General features: G+C 38.9%; 24 protein-coding genes. 7 read left to right on the top strand and 17 right to left on the bottom strand.

Annotation, left to right across the window (positions count from 1 at the left end):
- Nucleotides 1-159: 159 nt before the first annotated feature.
- Nucleotides 160-1284: an NADH-dependent flavin oxidoreductase gene (locus JN080_RS22530; RefSeq protein WP_256238224.1), complete on the bottom strand. Its 1125-nt coding sequence runs from the start codon at nt 1282-1284 to the stop codon at nt 160-162.
- A gap of 202 nt (nt 1285-1486) precedes the next feature.
- Here JN080_RS22530 and JN080_RS22525 point away from each other — a divergent pair, with 202 nt between their 5' ends.
- On the top strand, nt 1487-2041 hold the full coding sequence (locus JN080_RS22525) for a CBO0543 family protein (RefSeq protein ID WP_256238223.1): 555 nt from the start codon (nt 1487-1489) through the stop codon (nt 2039-2041).
- 16 nt (nt 2042-2057) lie between these two features.
- Here the strand turns inward: JN080_RS22525 and JN080_RS22520 are convergent, their stop codons facing one another.
- Nucleotides 2058-2531, bottom strand: a complete 474-nt coding sequence (locus JN080_RS22520; protein ID WP_256238222.1) for a hypothetical protein — start codon at nt 2529-2531, stop codon at nt 2058-2060.
- 278 nt (nt 2532-2809) lie between these two features.
- On the opposite strand from JN080_RS22520, the gene JN080_RS22515 reads away from it, so the two are divergent.
- The 5 genes from JN080_RS22515 (at nt 2810) to JN080_RS22495 (ending at nt 7201) form a co-directional block, all read left to right on the top strand.
- On the top strand, nt 2810-3280 hold the full coding sequence (locus JN080_RS22515; protein WP_256238221.1) for a nucleoside deaminase: 471 nt from the start codon (nt 2810-2812) through the stop codon (nt 3278-3280).
- 37 nt (nt 3281-3317) lie between these two features.
- Nucleotides 3318-5036: an adenine deaminase gene (gene ade / locus JN080_RS22510; protein ID WP_256238255.1), complete on the top strand. Its 1719-nt coding sequence runs from the start codon at nt 3318-3320 to the stop codon at nt 5034-5036.
- Nucleotides 5037-5147: 111 nt separating this feature from the next.
- Complete coding sequence (locus JN080_RS22505; protein WP_256238220.1) at nt 5148-5495, top strand: hypothetical protein; 348 nt, start codon at nt 5148-5150, stop codon at nt 5493-5495.
- A gap of 23 nt (nt 5496-5518) precedes the next feature.
- Nucleotides 5519-5902: a YuzC family spore coat inner layer protein gene (locus JN080_RS22500; protein WP_256238219.1), complete on the top strand. Its 384-nt coding sequence runs from the start codon at nt 5519-5521 to the stop codon at nt 5900-5902.
- 363 nt (nt 5903-6265) lie between these two features.
- Nucleotides 6266-7201: an aldo/keto reductase gene (locus JN080_RS22495; protein ID WP_256238218.1), complete on the top strand. Its 936-nt coding sequence runs from the start codon at nt 6266-6268 to the stop codon at nt 7199-7201.
- Nucleotides 7202-7260: 59 nt separating this feature from the next.
- Here the strand turns inward: JN080_RS22495 and JN080_RS22490 are convergent, their stop codons facing one another.
- The 14 genes from JN080_RS22490 to JN080_RS22425 all read right to left on the bottom strand — a co-directional run bounded on the left by JN080_RS22490 (nt 7261) and on the right by JN080_RS22425 (nt 21260).
- Nucleotides 7261-9255, bottom strand: a complete 1995-nt coding sequence (locus JN080_RS22490) for an ABC-2 family transporter permease (RefSeq protein WP_256238217.1) — start codon at nt 9253-9255, stop codon at nt 7261-7263.
- Complete coding sequence (locus tag JN080_RS22485; protein ID WP_256238216.1) at nt 9230-10132, bottom strand: ABC transporter ATP-binding protein; 903 nt, start codon at nt 10130-10132, stop codon at nt 9230-9232. Before JN080_RS22485 ends, JN080_RS22490 begins: the two co-directional genes overlap by 26 nt.
- A complete protein-coding gene (locus tag JN080_RS22480; RefSeq protein WP_256238215.1) occupies nt 10125-10514 on the bottom strand; it encodes a GntR family transcriptional regulator in 390 nt (129 codons plus the stop codon). Before JN080_RS22480 ends, JN080_RS22485 begins: the two co-directional genes overlap by 8 nt.
- Before the next feature lie 243 nt (nt 10515-10757).
- Nucleotides 10758-11717, bottom strand: coding sequence for a P1 family peptidase (locus JN080_RS22475; RefSeq protein ID WP_256238214.1), 960 nt, complete (start codon nt 11715-11717; stop codon nt 10758-10760).
- Entirely contained in the window at nt 11714-12268 is a 555-nt protein-coding gene (locus tag JN080_RS22470; RefSeq protein WP_256238213.1) for an ECF transporter S component, read from the bottom strand. The genes JN080_RS22475 and JN080_RS22470 overlap by 4 nt, the downstream gene beginning before the upstream one ends.
- A 114-nt stretch (nt 12269-12382) precedes the next feature.
- A complete protein-coding gene (locus JN080_RS22465) occupies nt 12383-13225 on the bottom strand; it encodes an energy-coupling factor transporter transmembrane component T family protein (protein ID WP_256238212.1) in 843 nt (280 codons plus the stop codon).
- Complete coding sequence (locus tag JN080_RS22460; RefSeq protein WP_256238254.1) at nt 13218-14108, bottom strand: energy-coupling factor transporter ATPase; 891 nt, start codon at nt 14106-14108, stop codon at nt 13218-13220. The genes JN080_RS22465 and JN080_RS22460 overlap by 8 nt, the downstream gene beginning before the upstream one ends.
- Nucleotides 14105-14962, bottom strand: coding sequence for an energy-coupling factor transporter ATPase (locus JN080_RS22455; protein WP_256238211.1), 858 nt, complete (start codon nt 14960-14962; stop codon nt 14105-14107). Before JN080_RS22455 ends, JN080_RS22460 begins: the two co-directional genes overlap by 4 nt.
- A gap of 176 nt (nt 14963-15138) precedes the next feature.
- Nucleotides 15139-16242: a TDT family transporter gene (locus tag JN080_RS22450; protein WP_256238210.1), complete on the bottom strand. Its 1104-nt coding sequence runs from the start codon at nt 16240-16242 to the stop codon at nt 15139-15141.
- Between the two features lie 158 nt (nt 16243-16400).
- On the bottom strand, nt 16401-17015 hold the full coding sequence (locus JN080_RS22445; RefSeq protein ID WP_256238209.1) for an exonuclease domain-containing protein: 615 nt from the start codon (nt 17013-17015) through the stop codon (nt 16401-16403).
- Between the two features lie 239 nt (nt 17016-17254).
- Nucleotides 17255-18502, bottom strand: coding sequence for a cation:dicarboxylate symporter family transporter (locus tag JN080_RS22440; protein WP_256238208.1), 1248 nt, complete (start codon nt 18500-18502; stop codon nt 17255-17257).
- Nucleotides 18503-18876: 374 nt separating this feature from the next.
- The gene (locus JN080_RS22435) at nt 18877-19014 is read right to left on the bottom strand and encodes a hypothetical protein (RefSeq protein ID WP_256238207.1); all 138 of its coding nucleotides are present in this window, start codon (nt 19012-19014) and stop codon (nt 18877-18879) included.
- 282 nt (nt 19015-19296) lie between these two features.
- Nucleotides 19297-19833, bottom strand: a complete 537-nt coding sequence (locus JN080_RS22430; RefSeq protein ID WP_256238206.1) for an HD domain-containing protein — start codon at nt 19831-19833, stop codon at nt 19297-19299.
- Nucleotides 19834-19928: 95 nt separating this feature from the next.
- Nucleotides 19929-21260: a S8 family peptidase gene (locus tag JN080_RS22425; protein ID WP_256238205.1), complete on the bottom strand. Its 1332-nt coding sequence runs from the start codon at nt 21258-21260 to the stop codon at nt 19929-19931.
- Nucleotides 21261-21938: 678 nt separating this feature from the next.
- Here JN080_RS22425 and JN080_RS22420 point away from each other — a divergent pair.
- A complete protein-coding gene (locus JN080_RS22420) occupies nt 21939-22670 on the top strand; it encodes an alpha/beta fold hydrolase (RefSeq protein WP_256238204.1) in 732 nt (243 codons plus the stop codon).
- A 72-nt stretch (nt 22671-22742) separates the two neighbouring features.
- Here JN080_RS22420 and JN080_RS22415 read toward each other — a convergent pair whose 3' ends face one another.
- Nucleotides 22743-24401: a glycerol-3-phosphate dehydrogenase/oxidase gene (locus tag JN080_RS22415; protein ID WP_256238253.1), complete on the bottom strand. Its 1659-nt coding sequence runs from the start codon at nt 24399-24401 to the stop codon at nt 22743-22745.
- Nucleotides 24402-24494 lie beyond the last annotated feature (93 nt).

Below are 24494 nucleotides of genomic sequence, written 5' to 3'. Positions count from 1 at the left end.
AATTTATTAAACAACTTTCTTAGAGTAATCCAGAAATATTATTATGTCAATAAAATGTTCTTGCGTTATGGATATTCTTTGTAAATACTATTAAATTCACACTTTATAGTATTTTTATTGCAAAAAAAATGGGGAAATCCCCATTTTAAAATTATATTATTATTCAATTCCAGGAAACCAGCCTGGACGATGGACAATTGCCTGCCAAAGAGGATCAGGGACGACTAAACGCTCTTGCGCATTTTTGTCAATTTTCGTCACGATTTCAGCTTCACGGCCATTTTCAATTTTCTCTACCCAATCAGGATCGATAATTAACTCCCGTCCTAATGCCAGCAGGGGAACGCCGGTTTCTAATGCTTTCAGTGCATCTTCGGCTTGATAAATAGAACCCACGCCAATCACTGGAATTCGGTCCCCAACTCGTTCTTGAATGATTTCAAGTCTTGAGCGGGTATCTTCTACACCCCTTCTTGGTCCAGCCTTAAAATCGAGTTGCGAGACATGAAGATAGTCCAATTTTTTGTCTGTTAATGCATCAACCAATCTTAATGTATTATCCATTGTAATACCTGGTGTTTCCGGTTCCTCCGGTGAAAAGCGGTAACCTACAATGAAAGGGTGTTTAGCATGGTCGTTAACAACCTTTTGTACCTCTTCCACAACTGCAAGGGGAAAAGAAAGACGTTTTTCAAGTGTCCCTCCCCATTTATCTTCCCGGCGATTAGAATGAGGAGAAAAGAACTGCTGGATCAGGTATCCGTTTGCGCCATGAATTTCAATACCGTCGTAACCGGCCTCAATCGCACGCCTTGCTGTCTGACCAAAAGCGCGAATAATCGATTCAATTTCATCCGTATGCAATTCCCTTGGTGTCACAGAACCTGCTCGCTCAGAAGGAACAGCACTAGCACTTACAACTTCTCCATTTGGTACTGCATTAGGAGGGCACTCTCTTCCACCGTGAAAAATTTGTAAAATTGCCTTGGCGCCTTGCGCTTTAATTGCGGTTGCTAATTTTTGCAGGCTGGGAACCATCTCATCCCGGTCACCGGCAAATTCGCCCGGAAACCCTTTTCCATTAGGTGTTACGTATGTACACGCAGTAATAACCATGCTGACTCCTTTTGAGCGGCGGGTATAGTAATTTACTTCGGCATCCGATACAGTGCCATCGGGATTAGAAGAAAAGTTAGTCATCGGTGCCATGATGATACGATTTTTCAAGCTTACGCCATTGGAAAATTGATAGGACTCAAACAAGCTTTTAAATTTAGAATTCATATAGATTTTCCTCCAGATTGTTTTACTCTAAAAAAATCGTATCATTTCAATCATTATTTTAGCAAAATGTTTGTTTAACGATTTTACTATTTTTCACTACATTTTAATTATCATTCCTGAAAGAGATGTGTAATAAGAGTTATTTATTGGTAATCCTATCAATAATAATAACTTCTTAGATTTAAGGATGAGTGATGATACTATGGTTGATGAACTTATTAAAAAGATGACTCAAATACATAAGACAATCGGAAAAATGAATGAGACCTATATAGAAATTTGGAAAGAAGATATGTTTCTCACATGGCGTTGGTGGTTAACTACAGCGATCTTAATTTTGCCTTGGATTTTTTGGCTTATCGTAAGAAAGAAGCAAAGTACCAATCGGTTGTTGTTGTCGGGATTATTTGTTTATTTAATTACCTCGGGGCTTGATTCTGCCGGTGTAGCATTTGGACTATGGTTTTATTTATATACACCTTTTCCTTATATACACTCATTTTTCATGCCTTGGGACTTTGGGGCTTTTCCTGTTATGGTCATGTTGTTAATCCAATACAAGCCAAATATAAGTCCTTATCTAAAAGCAATATTCTTTGCTGTTTTTTCTGCAATCTTATTTGAACCTTTATTTGAATGGATGAAACTTTATGCACTGTTAAAATGGAAGCATTATTATGGAGTACCCATTTATTTTTTCATTTACATTATTGCTCACAAAGTGAGTAAGAGACAGCATTTTGAACCGATCGAATAAAAGAAAATCAGGTTTATCACTTACTTGTTTTTAAACGAGATTTAAATAACTGGAATACGTATAGAACGAGTGCATAACTAAAAGTGATGTAAAAAATATTTTTCGGCTTAAATCCGACTAATTTAAAAATTTTTAATTTTCGAAACAATGTAACCGCAGGAAATGAAAGCAAAGCATCCATTACCAGGTTAGTCAAAAAATATTTTATAAACTTTCCAAAGGTTAAATGAAAAATCCAAATAGTTCCACAAAAGTATGGGCCTAGTATAAAAGACAAGTCATTAAAAATTTTATTTGGTAATCTACCTTCAACTTTCCACCATTTAAAAGAAATGTTAAATAAACTAAGCACTATTACCAGTATTGATGAAAAGGTTGCTACAGGGAAATATTTTTTTATTGCTTCTTTAGGAATAAAAAACATTGTCAAGAATGATGAAACTAACAGTCCCAACCTAATTAGTGTTGGCAAATGATTTACTCTTCGCATTTATTGTGAGACCCCCTTTATATAATACCGCCTAAATTAGTATTTCTTTTGCATGGCAAATGATACGGTACTTTCCAACTTGATGAGTGCCAGTATACCCGTTATTAAAAAGCTGGAAGGCTTTCTGATAAGAGAATAGATTTTCAGTATCCAATAATAAATAATTTAAATAAGGCAGGGGAATGGCAAATTTCAAAATGATTGTTAAAGAAAAAATCTACTAAATAGGAGCGAGGAATCATAGTAGTAAGTAAACCTTTTTCTGATGGGGTGATTTTTTGGATCAGTGGGAATATATAAAAAAGGCAGTTGAAGTTGCTGTTGAGAATGTAGAAAAGAACAATGGTGGTCCTTTTGGGGCTGTTGTTGTGAAGGCTGGAAAAATTATTGGAGTGGGCAGAAACCTGGTGACTGCCACAAATGACCCTACTGCCCATGCCGAAATCCAAGCAATAAGGGCAGCATGTAATTACCTTAAGGAGTTTCAGCTAAAAGATTGTGACATCTACACAAGTTGTGAACCCTGCCCTATGTGTATTGGAGCAATTTATTGGGCTAGACCAAGGTCAGTTTATTATGCTTGTACAAAAGAAGATGCTGCCAGAATAGGGTTTGACGATCATTTTATCTATGAACAAATCAAGCTTCCGATCGAAAAACGCTCAATTAGGATGCAACAGCTGATTCCACAGGAGTTTTATTCTCCATTCAAAGCCTGGGAGGCTTCAAGTACAAAGGTTTCATACTAAATAGAAGGAGCAGAGGATATTGGACAAAAAGGACTTAATGCGGAGAATTGATGTTGCAGCAGGGAGATCCCCTGCTGATCTTGTTATTAAAAATGGACAAATTCTTGATGTGTTTAATGGTGAAATCATAGACGGAGACATTGCTATTATGGACGGATCCATTGCTGGAATCGGTGAATACAGCGGAGAAACCATTATTGACGCAAAAGGACAATATATAACTCCCGCTTTTATTGATGGACATGTGCATATTGAATCATCAATGGTCGTTCCTTATGAATTTGCTCAAGTCCTCCTTTTACATGGAGTTACTACTGTTGTTACTGACCCACATGAAATTGCCAATGTTTCAGGTGTTGAGGGTATTCAATATATGTTAGACTCCTCTGAAAATCTCCCATTCGATATTTACACCATGCTGCCATCATGTGTTCCTGCAACTGAGTTTGAACATTCAGGTGCAATTCTCAATATTGAGGATTTAAAGCCCTTTTATCTCCATCCAAAGGTTCTAGGACTAGCTGAAGTCATGAATTTCCCGGCAGTTCATAATGGTGAAGGTTCCATGATAGATAAAATTTTCGAAACCCAAAGGGCTGGAAAAAAAATAGACGGGCATGCAGCGGGATTATCAGCCACAGACTTAAATATTTATATGGCAGCAGGAATACGAACTGATCATGAAAGTACAACATCTGAAGAGGCAAAGGAACGGTTAAGAAAAGGAATGTATTTAATGATCAGAGAGGGTACGGTAGCGAAAGATTTACGGAAATTACTGCCAGTTGTAAATGAGCGTAATTCCCGCCGTTGTTTGTTTGTTACAGATGATAAGCTTTTAGATGATTTACTTTCAGAGGGAAGTATAGATCACAATGTGAAATTGGCTATTTCCGAAGGCTTAGATCCGATCATTGCCTACCAAATGGCAACCATTAATCCTGCAGAATGTTTTAGTATTCCTGATAAAGGAGCAATTGCCCCTGGCTACAAAGCCGATTTCCTTATTCTCCATGATCTTGACACTGTTGCAATCTCCCATGTTTATAAAGATGGAAAACTTGTTATGGAAAATAACCGTTTGGTTGATTATCCTGAGCCAAGTCCCGCGGTCAAGAAAGAAAAACTAACAAATACTGTTCACTTTGATAAGCTGACCGAAACTGATTTCAATATTTATTTAATGCATCCAAAGGCAAACATAATTGAAATTATTCCAAATAGCTTAGTAACTCGTCATATTGTTGAGGAAGTAACAGTTAATGAAGATGGCCTTTTTCAACCCTCGATTCAAAAAGACCAATTAAAGCTTGCTGTCATTGAACGTCATCATATGACCAGGCAAATTGGCTTAGGTATTGTTAAAGGTTTAGGATTGAAATCAGGCGCAATCGCCACCACCGTAGCCCATGACTCCCATAATCTAATCCTTGCGGGCACGAACGATTCTGATCTTCTATTTGCTGCTGAGAAAATGAAAAAGATGCAAGGTGGATTAATTGTCGTCGAAAATGGAAGAAGTTTAGCTTCGCTTGAATTACCAATTGCCGGATTACTGTCAGATCAGCCTTATCAGCAGGTTAATTCAAACCTTAGCTTTATCAACAATGCGCTCAAGGATCTAGGGGCAAGCGGTTTTTTTAATCCTTTTTTAACGTTATCGTTCTTGGCCCTCCCTGTTATACCTGAACTAAAGTTAACAGACATAGGGTTATTTCATGTACCAAGCTTTAAACATATTGATATTGAAAATTAGTTTTTGCAAATTACTAATTGGTGCTTGTAGTTGGGTGATCGCCGTGCCATGCTATCATTTACTACATATGTTATAGGGAATTAGCCCGTACTTGAAAAGGAGAGATGCCCAATGAATCCATATCATTATCCTGTACTCCAGCAAATTTATAATGACCACTATTTTGATCCATACAGAGAACCACCCCAAGCACAAGGAATTGAAAAAAGGGTAAGTGCACTAGAGCGGCAAAATATCCAGCAAATAAAGGAACTAAGTCGGCTAAGCGATGAACTAGTCCGTCAAAATAAAGAAATCCACCGGTTAAATGGAGAAGTACATCGACTTACTCATGAACTGACAAGGCTGAATGATATCAATGTAAGACAATCGCGCCAATTGAATCGATTAAACACGAGGCTCCGGGTTGTGGAGAACAGACTTACAATCCCGTTTAACCCTTCTGAAGGAGGATTTTAATTCTACTAACGAGGAGTGTAAATATGTACGGACACCCTAGCTACTATCCTTCATCCCCTTTTTTCACTATTTTACCACCCACTCCAGCCAATTTCCGTTTTGCTTATCCAACCGTTGACACAAAGGTGTTCATCCATTCTGTTAAGGCCTTTTCACCTTTAATGGAACAGGGAAGAGTATTGCTAAATCGGCTAAGCAATCCTTCCTTTGCTTATAGGATCATGGAGGCTGCTCAGCATGGTAAAAATACACAGGTCGAGGCTTTAGTAAAGTCAATTGGTCTGACTGTTCCCATTACTACGCATTTTTCGCCAACAGGGATTATTTTTACCCTTCATTCACGAGAAAACCATCATGCCCCAGAAAACTGCTGCTCTTTGTCATTTGCAATAAAGTGGGGACGTTAAACCTCCCCAGCCTGCCCAAAATTCAATGGCAGGCTTTTTTAAATAGAAATTTTTGGGATATTAACTATTTTCAAGAGGTATGAACCATTTCCAAGAGGTTATGCACCATTTTCAAGCATTTATGTTCCATTTTGGGAGAGTTATGCACCATTTTTAATGAGTTATGAGCTTTTTAACATATTTTGTAAATTAAAAACCTCACGCTGGTTAACTTTACCTTTGTTAACCGAAAAATATTAAATATCTTTTCAATAGTTTAATCAAACGTTTGATTAAACTATATCGTGCTGGCCAAGCCTGACGACTTCACCTCTATCTTTAGAATTTGTTATGATAAAACAAAGTGGAAAAGGAGATGATTTTATGTGCAAGAAAAATCAGTTAGGAAAGACAGATTTATATGTCAGCCCAATTGGACTTGGAACAAATGCCGTTGGCGGGCACAATCTTTTCCCCAATTTAAATGATGAAACTGGAAGAGAAATCGTTCGTACGGCATTAACAAATGGCATTAACTTTTTAGACACCGCATACATATACGGTCCTGAACGTTCAGAACAGTTAATTGGCGAAGTAGTAAAAGAAAAAGGGAATCGCCATGACATCGTCATTGCTACAAAAGGAGCACATAAATTTGTTGATGGCCAAATGGCCTTTGACAATTCCCCTGCTTTCTTAAAGGCAGCTGTTGAGAGCAGTTTAAAGCGGCTTCAAACTGATTATATTGATTTATTCTATATTCATTTTCCTGATCATGATACGCCAAAGGATGAGGCTGTCGGAGCACTAAAAGAATTAAAGGATGCAGGAAAGATTAGAGCCATTGGAGTTTCTAATTTTTCGATTGAACAATTGAAGGAAGCAAATAAAGACGGCTATGTCGATGTCGTACAATCAGAATACAACCTATTCAAACGCGGTGCTGAAAAAGACTTATTACCATATACGGCAGAGAATAAGATTTCCTTTATCCCTTATTTCCCGCTTGCTTCGGGATTATTAGGTGGGAAATACCATAAGGATTCCAAATTTATTGATGGCAGGGCGAAAAATCCTCTCTTCCAGGGTGAGACATTTGCACAGAACCTTGAAAAAGTTGAACGGGTCCGCGAAATTGCTTTAGCAAAAAATGCAGAGACAGCCCATGTAGTCTTAGCATGGTACTTAACCCGCGACTCCATTGATGTTTTAATCCCTGGAGCAAAACGGCCTGAACAAGTAAGCGAAAATCTAAAGACCTTAAAAGTAAGCTTATCAAAAGAAGAAATCGAAAAAATCGACCGGATTTTTCAAGCATAAGTAATTGAGGGTATCCAATAACATTTGGATACCCTCAATTAAGCTTTCAATCTTTTTCTTTATTTAATCTGCTCTTTTACAAAATCTGGTACATGCTTATCATCAAAATAAAACACTTCATAGTTTCTTCCCTGTTTGTAACGAAATACAACCGCATAATTACCGGTATTTAATACCCCAGCATGATCAATAGTACTTTTCATTTGTTGTTTATCCGTTACTTTTATAATACCCGCTTGTTTTTCCATTTCCTGCACGACCAAATCCGGATTCTTCAAACCTGCAAAGTTATTTTTTCCTACCAGTACATAATCAAAATCGTTTTCCGTAACCATTGTCTTTTCGTACAAGCCCTTGTCCGCCAACCACTTGGTTAATTTCAAATAGGATGGCTTTATTCCCATATTCACAACCCGGCCTTTTCCCATATTAATTTCAACGGTGGCACCTCTATCTCTGAAATAAACGCTGTCCTCGTAGTTTTCAGCCAATACCTCTGCTTTTAAAAGGGAAATCATTTCACTCACATCTTTTGGATCGGAAATGGTAACTGATTTATTCACAGGTCCATTTGCCGTTATCAAGATGGACTTGATTTTGTTTTCTTTTACTTTAAAAATTTCCTTGGAATTTCGTTTATATTCTTCAGATTCATAGATTGGCTTGTAAAAATCATTATAAAGAAGTTTATTTATCCTGTATTCACGAATGACTTTGCTTCCATCTATCATCTCATAGATAAGAAAGGCGTTTTCGTGGGGGTCATATGGGCCATACAGATCATACTGGTATACATTTTCCTGCTGATTAACTTCCTTATCATTGAGGATCTGCTGATGCAGTTTCCTGACTGCCTTGATATTGCCTTTTTCGTACAAAGGCTTTGGCAAGAAGGCTAATTCGTAGCTTTCATTTTGATCAAGAAAAATATTCGGATTGTCAGTAAGCATGGCACTTTTGATCTGATTCTGTTCTGGAATGCTATTTTCATAGATTCCAAGTGATTTAACCACAGTTACCACAACAATGATTACAACTGTATAGACAGCAAGACCTTTAACAGATTTGAAAACCCGCCAAGTTTTTTGGAGCACCATATTAGCAACGAAATAGCCAATTACCGCTCCCACCGCATATCCAAAGTTAGTCCAGCCAAGGCTGTTTGCCTGAACTTCACTAAAATACATACCACCTGCGAGCATGGTACAAAAGGTCACTCCGTATTTGAATACCACCCGTAATTTTGCAAACGCAATTGCCTCTGAAGCGGCTTCTAGTTTTCTTTTTTTGTAAAAAAACAGCCCTAGCCAATAAAGGATGACCGTGAAAACTAAGTAAATAACAGCTACATTGAGTTGAAAAGGTTTGCCGTCAAGGGCAGCTGCATAGGTAATCGGCGACATTTTTTCAAGGTCTTTATTGAGAAAATAATCACTAGGAAATCCATAGAGCATTGCCTTTAAGTTATAAAATAATAACAGCATGATCCCGACTGGGAAAAAGAGAAAAACATAGGATAAAACCGCATGTACTGCCGATATTCCCGTCATCATCGCAACAAAAATACTACCTGTATACAAAATGAGATTCACAACGATGGTAATGACTGTCCAATAGAGGACATCCCTTTTTGTAAAATAAGGTGTCAGGTCAAATGCAGCATGTGTGAACAAGACCACAATTGCTGTGATCAAAATTGGCAAAATCAGAAACACCAAACCGAATAATGCGTAGTGGTGAAAAATCTTACCTCTTTTTAACGGCAGGCTGTGCATGTGGTCTGCTGCTTGTTTAACGTGCAAGAACCTGAATAAGAATACAGCCAATAAAATTGGGATTGTTACCAAGAGCGTAATTTGAATGGAAAAATCATATTGAAAAAGATTATTTACCTTGTTGTAATTTTGGAGATGATTTTTATCTGAATACATCATCATCATCTTGAGCGGCAGGGCAAACAACAGGCCTAGTATGTAAACGATGGAGATCCAGCCAGTGCTTCGTCCAATCTGAAGGATGAGTTCCTTGTTAAACAATGACATTTTCAATGGCATAGCCGATATCCTCCATTTCATAAATGAATATTTCTTCGAGAGTAAGTGGTAGTAAATCAAAGATTACCGGGTTTGTTTTCCGAATTTGTTTAGCAATCTCATCCTCATCCCCTCGGACTATGCACAGGAGGATACTCCCTCTTTTCTCTGTATGAAGGGAGCGGAGACTTTTCAGTACATTCTCCGTTTGGCCCTCGCCTTGATAGGCAACTTGGACTTTATGGATGTTCAATTTTAGTTCATCCAGCTCTTTTTCCATGACAATCGTTCCTTTATGGATGATCCCGACATGGTCACAAAGATCTTCTACCTCACGGAGATTATGGGATGAAATTAAGATGGTCATTGTCCTGTCGGCGACATCTTGAATTAACAGGTTCTTCACTTTTTTTCTAACAACAGGATCAAGACCATCCAACGGTTCATCCAGGAGAAGAATCTCAGGCATTGCCGAAAGCGCCAGAACAAATGCCACCTGCCTTTGCCATCCCTTTGAAAAGGTGTGGATTTTTTTATCGAGGTCAATTTCAAACAGCTTCACCAGCTTATGAAAACGCTCTTCGTTCCAGCTAGGATAGATACTTTTATAAAAACTGGCCATTTGTTTAATTGTATAATGAGACAAGAAATAGGGCTGGTCCGGAATATAGAAAATGTTTTGCTTCAAATGAACATTTTCAAATACCGGCATGCCATCTATCGTGACTTCACCTTTATCTTGCTGATAGATCCCTGCCAACAGTTTAATTAAGGTTGTTTTTCCAGCACCATTCGACCCAATTAACCCATAAATGGATCCTTTTTGAATGGAAAGGTCAACGTTTTCGATCACGTTAAAGCGGCCAAATCCTTTGCACACTTTCTTCAATTCAATCATTGCCTGCCCCTCCCCCTTTTGAAGCTTCTAAATCTTGGACCAACCCAATTAGTTCATTAGCAGGAACGCCAAGGTACAATGCCTCCAATATCAGTTTTTCAAGCTCCCTTTTCACCGAATCAATCCTTTCTTTATCTTTTTTCTGATGGTTTGAATTTACGAAGCTTCCTTTGCCTTTTATTGAATAAATAAAGCCTTGAGTTTCGAGTTCCCGATAGGCTTTTTGAATCGTGTTTGGATTAATCGTAAGCTGGCCGGCAAGCGTTCGGACAGATGGCAGCTGTTCATCAGACTTAAATACTTCATTAATGATCAACTCTTTCAATTTGTCGACAAGCTGTTCATAAATAGGTTTACGACTTCTCATGTCAAGCTCAAACATAATTACCCCCTCATCTGTACTAAGTGTACTATTATCCTTAATACAGTTTAAATTATATTCCATACATTTCCAAAAATAAAGGATTTTTTTATAAAAAAAGGTTTTGCGTTCACTGGACGATAGCCTTTATCTGTTACTATTTATTTGCTCTTTTTTTGTCTTCGGGCACATTTACTTAATTAACAGAAAAAAAAGGGATTTCCAACTAACGGAAATCCCTCTGTTTTACTCTCAACCCATAGTTCAATTAATATCATTATACGCAGGTATCCCTGCCACACTCTCAGCTGAACGGACGGCATCTAAAATGGCCATCTTGATTACCTTTGCAGCTAAGGCACCGGCAACATCAACTGGGACCTTTATTCCCCCAGTGGCTGCTGCAAAAATAGTATCTCCATCATTCATGGTATGGGCAGGATAAATGGTCCTGGCAAACCCGTCCTGGGCCATTTGCGAAATTTTATTGACTTCGGCCTTTGTAAAATCGGCATTTACGGCTACTACCCCAATGGTAGTATTCGTTCCAGCCGGAATTGGTGCTTGGTAATTCTTCTCGAGCAGCGTCATACTATCTAGAATCGTTCCACTTTTTCGATCATAGACTCCTGCAATTACTTTTCCATTAGCCGGATCGCGGATCTCTCCTACCGCATTAACCGCAACAATTGCCCCAATCACAACCCCATTTTCCAAACAAATCGAAGCACTGCCAAGTCCGCCCTTCATACATGAATCAGGTCCAGCTAATTTTCCGACTGTCGCACCACAGCCTGCACCATAATTACCGGAAGGAAACTTTTTCGGAGTTGCTAGTGCTGCTGCTTCATAGCCCATTTGCTTATTGGGGCGGACTTTCGGATCACCAACTGCAAGATCAAACAGGACTGCTGCTGGAACGATCGGAACCTTCGCAACACCCACATCCAAACCAATCCCTTGATCTTCTAAATACTGCATCACACCAGAAGCTGCATCCAAACCAAAGGCGCTGCCGCCGCTCAAGCAAATTCCATGGACTTTTTCCACTAGATTGATTGGGTTCAATAAATCTGTTTCCCGGGTACCCGGAGCAGATCCTCTTACATCTACTCCTCCAACTGCTCCTTCTTCAAAAAGGATGGCCGTACATCCTGTTAAGGCCTTCAAATCCTGTTTTTGACCAACCTTTACACCTGGCACATCGATAATTTGTCCGCTCATTCTACTTCATCAGATATCTTCGATTTTTTACTTTTTCCCACTTGCTTCCATGATAACACGACAGCTAAAGTCACAATCATCCCAACAATTGCTTCCGGAATTCCGTTCGTAATTGCTACTGTCCAAGCAACCTTTGCAGACATGTAATTGCGGATCACCGCCATGATTAAAACAAGCGCAGTATTTGTCAATGTTCCCAAAAACGATGATACTGCAACAGCTAGAAACTCACTCTTCCGACGGATTCCTGCATAAACCAGCCATGCTACTACTCCAATAAAAAGGCGCGGTAAAATAGCCACAAGTGGATCTTTGAACAAAGGTACAGTTGCATTTAAAAAAGATGAGACACCGAAAATGGCACCAACGATTAAACCTACAGCAGGTCCCTGCATGATTCCACCAATAATAGCTGGTATGTGCATGATCGTAGCATTACCGGCGGCTGTTGGAACAGGAATATACCCTAGCCTTGTAACACCTAACAAAATTGCTACCGCCCCTAAAACACCAGCAATAACGATATCTCGTACCGTTAATGACTTTTTCACTTACTTTTCCTCCCTTTAGGACAAACCTTAGTTTCGTTATTTTGCCGACTTTAGTTTAATCTCGCAGATTTGTACATTAATTCACAAATTATATCTGTGCCCACACTTTTGGGATTAATATGGAAAACGATAAAAGAATAAAGTAAAAGCAAGGATTAATCCAATTACTAAAACAACGTAGTCTTTCAGCCGTGCTTTGTAAACAAGAAATGAGGTTCGATCACCTCCAGGTGTATAGCAGCGTGACTCCATTGCTAAAATAAGATCTTCAGCCCTTGATAACGCTGTATTGAATAAAGGAATGATGATCGGAAACATATCCTTGGTTCTTTGAATGATTCTCCACCAGCTTCCCGATCCAAAGTCTGCCCCACGTGATGCTTGTGCCTTCATCATTTTCTCCATTTCCATTGCGAAGGTCGGGACAAAACGAATCGCAATTGTCGTGATGAGCGATATTTCATGGACTGGAAATTTTATCTTCTGAAGCGGGCTTAGTAAACTCTGAATTGAATGAGTTAATTCGGTAATTGATGTTGAGAGCGTTAACACACTGCTTAAAAAAATAATCTCAACAAACCGGACTGTGGAAACAATAACAAGACGAATGCTCTCACTCGTAATAAGGATAAATCCGTAGTGAACGAAAACAGTTCCACCCGAAAAAAGCTCGCCCTGAAAGAGCAGCTGCAGGAGCCCTAAAATAATAATAAAGGGAATTGCCGGCTTTACGCCTGATAGACCGTAGCTAATTGGAATCTTTGCTGCCCAAAATAAATAAAAAGATAAGATAAGACCGATTGCATTGCCAAGATAACTAGTATTAAGTGCGATAGCTAATACAAGAATAATAAACAAGAATAGCTTAATTCTCGGGTCTAATCGATGGATATACGAATCCGTTGGTATATACTGACCGATTGTTATGTTCCTAGTAAGATCAAATTCACTAGACATTGTGCCCACCCTCTTTACTGCTAAGAACCTTCATAATTTCATCTGATGCTTCTGAAATTGTAAATGCTGATGTATTCACATTGTAGCCAAGATCTGTCAACCGATAAAGAATCTGTACAGTTTCGGGGGTTCCAATTTGGTAACGCTCAAGCTTTTCTTTATCTGAGAAGATCTCTTTTGGCGTCCCCGTTAACACGTCTGTTCCATTCGCCATACAATAGACCCGATCAGCTAAAAAGGCCACTTCTTCCATATTGTGTGAAACAAATACGACTGTTAATCCCTCTTCCTTATTCAGAAACTTAATTTTGTCTAATAGTTCATTTCTTGATTTTGGGTCTAAGCCTGCGGTCGGCTCGTCAAGTACCAAGATTTTGGGTTTTAGTGCTAAAATGCCAGCAAGAGCAACTTTTCGTTTTTGGCCGCCACTTAACGCGAATGTCTGCCTGTCCTTCATTTCTTCAAAGTCTAAACCAACAACACCCATAGCCCATTTCACACGCTCCCTTACCTCCTTCAGTGGTAATCCAAGCTTGAACGGCCCATAGGCGATGTCATCACCAATAACTTTTTCAAAAATTTGATCCTCAGGATTTTGAAATACCAATCCGACCTTGCGCCTCAGTGTTTTTAAGTCGACCTTTTTATTGGATAAATCCTGTCCATCAATTAGCACTTTTCCTGATTCGGGCCTCATTAACCCATTGAAATGCTGGATTAAAGTTGATTTTCCCGAACCAGTATGCCCGATAATCGCAATACACTCTCCTTCGTTGGCATACATGTTTACACCCTGTAAGGCAATATGCTCCATTGGAGTATTTTTCATATAAATATGTGATAAATTAATTACCTCGATGAGAGGTTGGTTGGGACTGTTCAGCTTAAATACCCCCTGCTCCCCCTGAGCCTTGCAACTTCAGAGATGAGCTCATCTTCTTGAATCATATCTTTTGAGAAATCGGAAAATCGATTATGAATAATTTCTGCCATTTGGCTTACTGACGGGACTTCTAATTGAAGCGCTGTTAATTTTTGCTTATGTCTAAAAATTTCGCGCGGTGATCCATCCATAACAACTTGTCCACCCTCAATCACAATAATGCGGTCTGCTTCAGCTGCCTCTGACATTCGGTGTGTGACAGTAACGATGGTCATTCCCATATCGTTCATTTTTTTCATTACTTGAAGGACTTCTTTCCTGCCAAAGCTGTCTAACATACTGGTTGCTTCGTCAAATACGATACAATCAGGATGCATAGCCAGCACTCCGGCAATCGCAACCCTTTGTTTTTGCCCACCTGATAAGTGGTGGGGTGGCCTTTTGCGAAATTCAGACATTTTCACAACATTTAGTGCCTCATCAATCCGCTTTTTCATTTCATCCCGGGGGATTCCAATGTTTTCAAGACCAAATGCTACATCCTCTTCAACAATCGTCGCAACGATTTGGTTATCAGGATGCTGAAACACAATTCCTACGGCTTTGCGGATCTCCCTCTTTTTGCTTTCATCCTTCGTATTAAGGCCGTGAACCCACACGTCTCCTGAATTTGGTTTCAATAGACCGTTAAAATGCTTTGATAATGTGGACTTGCCTGAACCGTTGTGTCCAATAATAGCGACATATTCTCCGGGGAAAATTGAAAAGGATAGATCTTTTAGGACCGGAACTGACGTTTGTTCATTTATTTTATAAGAAAAAGAAACATTCTCGATGTGGATAATCGGCTCCACCTTTTCCCCTCCTTGATATTAATAGTATTCCAAAAAAATATCGATACACTTATATGTTTTTTGGAGGAAGACAGCGTATTAAAAAGTCTATTCATTGTCATTATACAAATGTCGATAAATTATCGCCAATCCCAAGTAGGAAATCCACGCATTTTGTAGCATTTTGTTCCGAATTATTAAAATGAAGGATCAATCCCGTCAGAAGAACTTCTCTTCAAGTTGGTTGGATGATTTCCACTTAAATATTTTACAACCAGCCCTATTTCAAAAATTGCTAACAGAAGGACTAGCCATATTCCTGAAATAATAATCGTTTTACGAATGAGTGAAATGAAATAAAGGTTTGGTCCGCTCAGATAAGTAAATGTATAGAACATCGCAAATGTAAAAACCCGGCTCCATTGACTTACATCATAAACCAAAATGGCCCGCTTCCATCCATAAAAGTTTATTCTGTCAATAAGTCGATAAAGTTCGATCAATTCAACAATAAGAAAAACCAGCGCTGAACAAAACCAGATAATCATCACACTGTGATTAGTTAAGAGATGTGAAACAAGACAGGCAAGACCTGTGATCGACAATGCCCCATGAAGGATACAGTTTGTATTGTTCCAATCCGTCCGAATGGACCATGTCCCAAGTGAACTGTACCGTTTTATGATTAAAATAGCACTGACGAAATAGAATGCGATCCCGATTGTAATGAGAACGAGGTCAATAAATAAGGGTACACCTTTATAAACCGTACTAGCGAATAGTACTAGCGACTGGGTACTTACCGTAGTTAAAAGCAGGACTCCATGAACACTTTTTGTAAGGCGCTTGTTACGTACATCCGCCAGAGTTCTCAAACAGATCCATATGTAAAAAGCCCACAGAGCTACATTAATGCATAAAATGATTTTAACGAAAAATTCCCATTCGTTAAATTGTTTATCAACTAAGATTCCACAAATAGAAGTGCCTGCAACCCATGTTCCCATTCCAAAGCGATTGATTAGATTGGAATAATGTACTTCTTTAAATTTTTTATTGAAGTACGATAAAGCAAAGGAAAATACAAAAGAGCTCCATAAGGCTAGGTCCAATATACTAAGAATTCTTCCACCTGTGCTATAAAAGAAATGACTGCCAAAAAAATTAAAAAGAACCCCTTGTGTCGTAATTCCAAATGCCATAACAGCAGCCATCGCAGCTGTACCTACATATATTTTTTTCGAATACATAAAAAGCATTAAACTGAATGCAAGAAAAATGTATAATAGTAAAAATTCCACGTTGATCACCATATAAATGTATTTTTAATTCACTTAATTGTAACATTTATATGTTGCCTTTTCAGATAATTTGTATATTTTTCAGTTCAAGTACGGTATACAAAGAAGCAGGACTAGGCAAATGCCGCCCCAGTCCTGCTTACCCAATTTATTTTTCTCTAGCCCATCTTTGCTTGACCAGTCGGCTGATATTTTCTCATTGGACCATTTTCAAGTATCTCGCGTAAATAAAGATTCCCATTTGGGCTGGTCTTTTTGAGGAGCTCTAACAGATATGTAATATCGTCCATGGCACGGTGTGTTTGATAATCCGTTATCTGATGTGATTGTAAGAGGGTAAGCAGCTTTCCATTCGGGAATCCATATTTTTTCCATGGGACACCACGCATGGTACAAAACCACTTTAAATCATTGATTTCTGGGTATAACCGGTATAAAAAGCTGCGGTCGAAGGAAGCATTGTGTGCAAACACAGAGTCTGTCCTGTGAAAATAAGTTTTAATCTTCACATCATAAAAGCTTTTTCCCCGTACCGACTCAAACGGAATGCCGTGAACTCTATATGCCTGGTTGTAATTTTTTAGAGCAGAATTTGATGTCGGCTCTCGTAGAAATGAATCTTCTTCTAGAATGTCGATGACTTCACCAGAATCACTTCGATAGGAAAATAATTTTAATGCAAGTTCAATGATCTCATCTGAATCAGGCCCTAATCCCGTTGTTTCAACATCTACTAGCAAACCTAGTTTTTTTTGTTTGCTCACCGCTATCATCCTTTTATCTTCAATTTGTATTCTAATCATATTATAGCTAGGTTTGCTTTACTATCCTATGTCCAAATTTCCCTCAAACAATTTTCCCTCCCGACGCTTGGACATCAGGATCTTTCGGGTCTAGTGCAAGCAAGTTCGCTTCATAAACACCAGGATGCTCCGAAAAAAAAAGCCTGTTTCCGAAAAATCGAGAAACAGGCTTTGTTGTTTATCTAATATCATTAATATAAATTATAGCTTTAGGCTGCTTGTTGCTCGGCATGATCTTTAAGCTTATGACCTTCCCATTTTGAAATAACAATGGCAGCTAAGGAGTTTCCAACAACATTCACACATGTACGTGCCATATCAAGAATTCGGTCAACACCTAAAATAAATGCTAGACCTTCAACTGGAATACCCACACTTCCTAATGTAGAAAGAAGAACAACAATCGAAACGCCTGGAACTCCTGCAATACCTTTAGAAGTGATCATCAAGATAAGCACCAATGTAATTTGGTGACCAATGCTCAAATGAATTCCATACATTTGGGCAATAAACAAGGCTGCGATTGCCTGATATAATGTTGATCCATCAAGATTAAAGGAATAACCAGTTGGGATAACAAAGGATGTAATCGCCTTTGGACAGCCGATCCTTTCCATTTTCTCCATTATTCTTGGAAGTACGGTTTCGGAGCTGGCTGTTGAATAACCTAAAATTAATTCGTCTTTTAAATAACTTAACAATTTGAAAATGTTATATCCAGCAATTTTAGCAACAATTCCCATAACAACGATAATAAAGAATATCATTGCGCCGTATACAACCAGCACAAGTTTTCCGAGCGGGATTAGAGATGCTAAACCAAATTTTGAAACAGTTACACCTATTAATGCAAAAACACCTAATGGAGCGATCTTCATAATCTGATTTGTTACATAGAACATCGCATCTGCTGTTCCCCTAAAAAATGCTAATATCGGAGCACCTTTTTCTCCAATAGCAGAAACGCCAAGTCCAAACATAACTGAGAAGAAAATAATGGCTAACATATCGCCATTTGCAAATGCCTGAACGACATTGGTAGGGACGATATTTACAAATGTATCAATCTTTGAATGTGACGCTGTTGTTTTTTCAGTCGTTATATAAGAGCTAATGTCTGATTTAATAAGTTGGGAACGGTCAACACCTGTACCCGGGTGAAAAATATTCGCTGTAAGAAGCCCAACAACGATGGCGATCGTTGTAATAACCTCAAAATATATAAGCGTTTTTCCGCCGAGCTTCCCTAGTGACTTCATATCTCCTGCCCCTGCTACTCCAACGACAAGGCATGAAATGACAATAGGAACAACAATCATTTTAATTAGTCTTAGGAATATATTCCCAATTGGCTGTAATACTTGCTCCAAATGCGGATTTCCGTAAAAGACCGCACCAATAATAATACCAAGAACTAAGCCAATAAAAATTTGCCATGCTAGGCTGACCTTTTTCATTTGTACCACTCCAATCTATTAATAATAAATGCACAAGCTGATGTTTTCATTGCTATATGCTTTTTGATTTACACTATATTAATATAGAGAAATCTTTATCCAAAACTTTCTTAAAATAACATAAATTCATTTTAACTCATTTTATTCATATTAACAATATATAATTTAGATGAAAGCTATCGCAGTTTGATATAGAAATGGTTCATATCATGGATCATAGCCAACCCATTCAGTAATTATTGGATATATACTAATAAATTATTTTAAAAAAATTACATGGCACTGACCTTTTATGTATTTCGCATGTAAAGAAGGGCCCGAAGTCTTCTCCGAGCCCTTCTTTATGCTATTTTTGAAAGATTGTTTTTTTCATTTCATGACCCATTTTTTAGGTTTCTTACAACCATCGGCATTTTCTTCTCTTCTTCATTTATCTTCTTTTTAAGCTTGTTATTACTAGAGTTCGGTGCTTGAAATCTCGCTGCATCCATGCCATCGATAATATTCGTCAATTTACAACACCCCCTTTTGCTTTTATTATTTCCTGCAAAATAGAAAAGCAAAAGCGCCCGTTTAGCGCACGACAGGACTGGAGCACACCGACTGAGATAAAGGAAACACGAAGAGCGGAAGCGCATTCGTGCTTGACTTATCGTAGGGAGGTGGGCGAAGTACACTAGTCGCTGGGCGCTGGAGCTAGACAGTTATCTATGTTCAAAACTTTAAACTTTCTTATATTGTGAAAAAAAGGGACGGATCTCTTGCTTTTAAAAGCAAGAGATCCGTCCCTTTGATTATTTGAATAACCGATCGACCTCTATTTTTAATTTATCTAATAACTGAAAATGAGATTGGAATCCTAGACTTTCAAGTACTTTCGTGTAGTACCACTTTTGCTGGTCCCTCCCGCGCTTAAACTTATTCCAAACCTCTTCCCCCTGTTGTTCATAATCATCGATGATTGATCGAATATTATGCAGTTTGTCTGCAGATACAACGGCACGAGTCTCAAGCGGGGCTGTCTTTAGGAATTCAATTGTATGATTCTTCCTTTCCTCCCAAGGAAGTGATTTATCCGGTTCGGAACAGCCCTCAACAATTTTTGCAATCTTTGGTCCAAATGATTCCTCAATATCAGCCAAAGTGAGGGGGGTGTCTTCAACCGTATCATGCAGGATTCCAGCTGCAACAAGATCATCCCCATAACCTGCTTTCATTAAAATCATCCCCACAGCAACAGGATGAGTGATATAGGGAATTTTTGTTTTTTTTCGGTATTGATTCTCATGTGCCTGACTTGCCATCATGAGTGCTTTTTCAATTACATCCATTTGAGGCATCCTCCGATTAGATAAGCATCTATGTTTCTTTATTTTACCATTCCCTGGATCATTTAAAAGCTTACTTATTTTTTGTCCGATATTTATCAAAGTAACCGAATCGAATTCCCCGCATTAATGTATCCAGCCCCATATGTGTTAGGATCCCTGTCTCTCCATAAATCGGCGCCATTTTTCAGAATGTCTTTTACTTCCTGAGGTGATACGTCAGGTTTCCATTGTTTAATCAATGCAACGACGCCGGCACATATGGGAGTAGCCATTGAGGTACCTGATAAAACAAAGTAATATCTTCCTACTCGATTGGCTTTTTGCTGCCTGTCCAAGGAAGACTTAGGTGACCTTAATGAAACAATATTTACCCCTGGAGCTACAATATCCGGTTTTGTAACTCCATAAAGCGTTGGACCCCTACTTGAGAAGCTTGCAATGTCATCATCCTTGTTTGTTCCAGTTGTATCACGATCATCAAGTGCCCCAACGGTAATGACCTGATTACTTATACCAGGACTGCTGATCGTTCTCGCTTCTGGGCCATCATTTCCAGCAGCAACACATACGACAATTCCAGCGGTCCAGGCTTTTTCAACGATTTTTACCATTGGATCCTCATTTTCGTTGGTATAGGTCTGGGCTGTACTTCCTAATGACATGCTGATGATATCAATTTTTTTCAATCGGTTATTCTCGTTATATTGGATGCACCACTCAATCCCCTGCATTATCGTCTCTAATGACCCAGATCCATTATTATTTAAGACTTTCACCCCTATAAGGTTTGCCTCTGGGGCCGGTCCTGCATATTTAAATTTGGAAGCAGCACCGTTTCCCGCGGCGTCTCCTGCACAGTGAGTACCGTGACCATTATCATCATATGGCGCTGTCTTATTTTTAATAAAATCCTTAAATCCTATAATTCTCCCTGAAAGATCCTGGTGTGGATAAATACCTGTATCCACGATAGCGATAGTTACTCCCTTTCCTGTTAGTGATGTATTGTTTTTTACAATATTTTTTGCATTTGCAGAAGGTACCGCTACATCAAGAAGTGCACGAACATCCCTGTTTAAATACACCCTCCGAATATGGCTACAGCTTGAGAGAACCTCCTCTAATCCCGTTGGCGTCATCTCCGTACTACAGCAAAAAACTCTTGGAAATTCATGCTTTATGCGATTATTTTTATGTTTTTTCAAGATATCATTTATTTGGTTCCGTCCCACCTCATGACAGCTATTCTCAAATTCAATAATGAGTGAAAGTTTTTTCCTTTTTTTAATGGAATTCTCAAAGAATTTATGCAAAAAACATGGCATCCTTTTGAACGGTTTATAGAGATTTAAAATCTCTTCCCGAACAGATCCATCCAGCTTATGAGCATGGGCCCGTACCATTTGTACCATTGAATATCCAAACATTGCTTATCTATTCCTTTCATAACGTTTGGTACAAGTTATGAAAGGATGAAAATAGTGGAACGGTGAATGCCCGCATCTTTAAAAAAAGAGTAAATTTATTTCTATGAATGATTTTTCACGGTACTAGCACTATATTTCTCTTTCTGCATAAGAATATAAAGTCATTTATAATCCGTTTTCATAAGAAAAGCGTAAGCGCCCGTTTAGCGACGTATGGACTGGAGCGCACCGTATGAGATAAAGGAAACACGAAGAGCGGAAGCGCATTCGTGCTTGACTTATCGTAAGGAGGTGAGCGAAGTCCACTAGTCGCTGGGCGCTGGAGCTAGACAATTCTCAAAGTCAAGAATTTGTATTTATCTTTTTTAAAGAAAAGCGCAAGCGCTATCTTATAAGGAAAAATATTGTAATGATTTCATTTATTTCGGAATGCAAAATTTTGTTACCCATTACTCTTGAAACCTCAGGGCGCCTCCAAACAGTCGGCAGGGGGATAAAATAAAGTTATTTTTGGTTATAAGGAAAAAAATAGGCTGGTTTCAATTTTTTGCAGTTGAAGTGGTTTGGTTTAGCAATCTGTTGTTCATACTGTTTTAATAAATAGCTCCCTCCAAAACCATAATGCCTAGAAATAACAAAGATTGCTTTTTGAGGGAATGAAATGAGGGGTTGTTGATAATGTTAAAGTTCAACGATCTAGGTAAAGGAAAGCCGATTGTTCTTATTCATGGTCTAGGGAGTAAGAAAGAAGCCTGGACTCCACAGCATGAGCTGGCAAATAACTATCGGTTAATCATTCCTGATTTGAGAGGCCACGGGGAAACAGATTTGAATGAAGATCTTACCATTAAGAACTTTGCTTCAGACATTATCGAACTGATGGAGCACTTAAACGTCAGCTCAGCTTTCATTTGCGGATTGTCATTAGGTGGAATTGTTGCTCAGGAATTGTATAGGCAGCGTCCAGAAATGGTTAGTGGATTAATCCTTTCAAATACCACTTCATATGTGCCAGCTATTTTAGGACATAAAATAATCAGCGAATCCAACAAACTGCTGCAAAAAGGTGAAGAAGAACTAGTGGACAACATTGTATCAAGAGGGCTGTACGATTCAGCTTTTAAAGAAGAGGCCAAAAAGGCTTTTCATATTCGGGACACATACATTGAATCTGCAAAAGCATCTGTAGGGATCAATTACTTTTTTATCCTTCCGACAATCAGGAAGCCTGTCCTTCTGATCGGCAGCACACATGATAAGGTCACACCTTCGATAAACATATTTATGATGGGAATTTTTATAAGGCGAGCACAAACAGCCCTATTAAAAAACACAGGACACCTAAGCAACATCGAAAAAAAAGATCTCTTCAACAAATACATCAGCGACTTTGTCACAGCGAGCGCCTAAACGAAAGCGCTCTTTTATTTATTTATGGAAGCTGACAGGCACTATCAACTTTCTGGATGGCGCCTGTTTCTTTTACAGTTTACCCTCTGGATTTATCTTATTGTTTAGCTGTGTTTCGAGTTCTTTCTCTGCTTTGTTTTTCTCCTCCTCTGTCCAGTCGAAGGAATCTGCCATTATCTCGAGGATTGATTGCTTCCACTCATAAACCCATTTAATATCGAATAATAACGCCCCGGTTCGGCGGATAAAAAAGTCCACTGGCTTCACGGTCATTTCCTCTTCTATTCCATACATAATTTGAACATACACCTCTAATGGCAAGCCGTATTTATTGTTTTGATCATACGTTTTGGCAATGTCAAAAATACGCTCAATATTGGATCCGTAGCGTTTCACTAATTTTAAATATTGTTCTGGTGAGAAACCAATTAGTTCAGCCGCTTTTGCCTTCAACTCAATCAATGAATGAAACTTACCTGAACTGCAAAAGTGCCCGCCTGAAATTGGCAAATGTTTTGTCTGGCAAGCTTTAAAATTCTGCCCCTCTTTCTTTTGTAAAAGCTTTACTATGAAGTCCACAACCGTTTCCGCCATCTTTCTATAACCCGTTAGCTTTCCGCCTGCAATCGTAACAAGTCCGGAGTTAGATATCCAAATTTCATCCTTTCGGGAAATCTCGGAGGGACCCTTAGCTTCCTCATAGATCAGCGGCCGTACTCCTGCCCAGCTTGATTCAATATCCTCTTCCGTTACATTTAGAGTAGGAAACATATAATTGACCGCATTAATAAGATACGTCTTGTCAGCTAAGGTGACTTCCGGATTGATCGGATCCTGATTATAGAAGGTATCGGTTGTCCCCACATACGTTTTCCCTTCGCGCGGTATTGCGAATATCATCCGGCCATCCAACGTGTCGAAGTAAACTGCCTGCCTTAGGGGAAACAGCAATTGATCAAATACCAAATGAACCCCTTTTGTCAGCCGCAGTTGTTTCCCTCTCAGCGATTGATCTTTTTCTCGAAGCATATCTACCCATGGCCCCGTCGCATTAATGACTTTTTTTGCATAAATGTCGTAAACAACACCATCTATTTGGTTCTTCACTCTTGCACCGCTCACTATGCCCTCTTTATACAAAAGGTCAATCACCTTAGCATAATTGACGGCTTTAACCCCGTTCTCCACGGCTTCCTTTATGACTTCAATGGTCAACCGAGCATCATCGGTGCGATACTCTACATAGTATCCGCCGCCGATTAAACCTTCTCTTTTAATAAGCGGCTCCTTTTCAATGGTTTCATCTCGAGACAGAATTATTCTTCGCTCTTCTTTGCTCACTCCAGCTAAAAAGTCATAAACACTTAGTCCAATTGTTGTTGCAATCTTTCCAAACGTCCCATCTTTATAGATAGGCAAAAGCATCCATTCTGGCGTTGTGACGTGCAGACCGTTTTCATATACAATCGCACGTTCTTTGCCAACTTCCGCAACTAACCCCACTTCAAAATGCTTTAAGTAACGCAAACCGCCATGGACAAGCTTTGTCGACCGGCTAGATGTCCCGCCGGCAAAATCTTGCATTTCCACTAAAGCCGTTTTTAATCCCCTAGTTACAGCATCAAATGCAATTCCACAGCCTGTTATCCCACCACCGACCACCAGTACATCAAATTCCTCTTCCCCCATTTCCTTTAGAATGGCATCTCTGTTCAAGGCTGAAAATTTCAACATGACCACTCCCCCCTATTAAAGCAAAAAAGACCGCAACAAGTCGATTTTTGTCCATAATAATGCCTCTTACGGACAGTTTTACAGGTTTCA

This window comes from Bacillus sp. EB600 (assembly GCF_024494385.1).
Taxonomy (GTDB): Bacteria; Bacillota; Bacilli; order Bacillales; family Cytobacillaceae; genus JAEVLT01.
The sequence above is the reverse complement of the archived record's forward strand: the minus strand, read 5'-3'. Positions and strand labels throughout refer to the sequence as shown.